1 protein-coding gene is annotated in these 241 nt (G+C 45.6%); it reads right to left on the reverse strand.

Going from position 1 to position 241, the window contains the following annotated elements; all coding sequences use genetic code 11:
* Nucleotides 1-241, reverse strand: a 241-nt coding sequence (locus CHH91_RS18940) for a glycoside hydrolase family 38 N-terminal domain-containing protein (protein WP_141234245.1), incomplete at both ends; no start/stop codon positions are given.

Consider the following 241-nt stretch of genomic DNA (forward strand, 5'->3'; position numbering starts at 1 on the left):
TTTCCAAACACAATCTGGCGTACAAGCGACTCGCCGCTCGGAATGTTGCAATCAGCCTCGAGCCACATGCTGCCTTCTACTTCCCATTGCCCTTCTTGAATCCGTGCTTTGATTTGTTCATAAAGCTCTGGGTAGTCTTCTTTCACATAGGCATAGAGCTGCGGTTGTGTTTGTAAAAATAGGTAGTCTGGAAATTGTTCCATTAGCCTTAACACTGTTGAAAACGAACGTGCCGCCTTTT

Source organism: Virgibacillus sp. 7505, assembly GCF_002272135.1.
Taxonomy (GTDB): Bacteria; Bacillota; Bacilli; order Bacillales; family Amphibacillaceae; genus Terribacillus.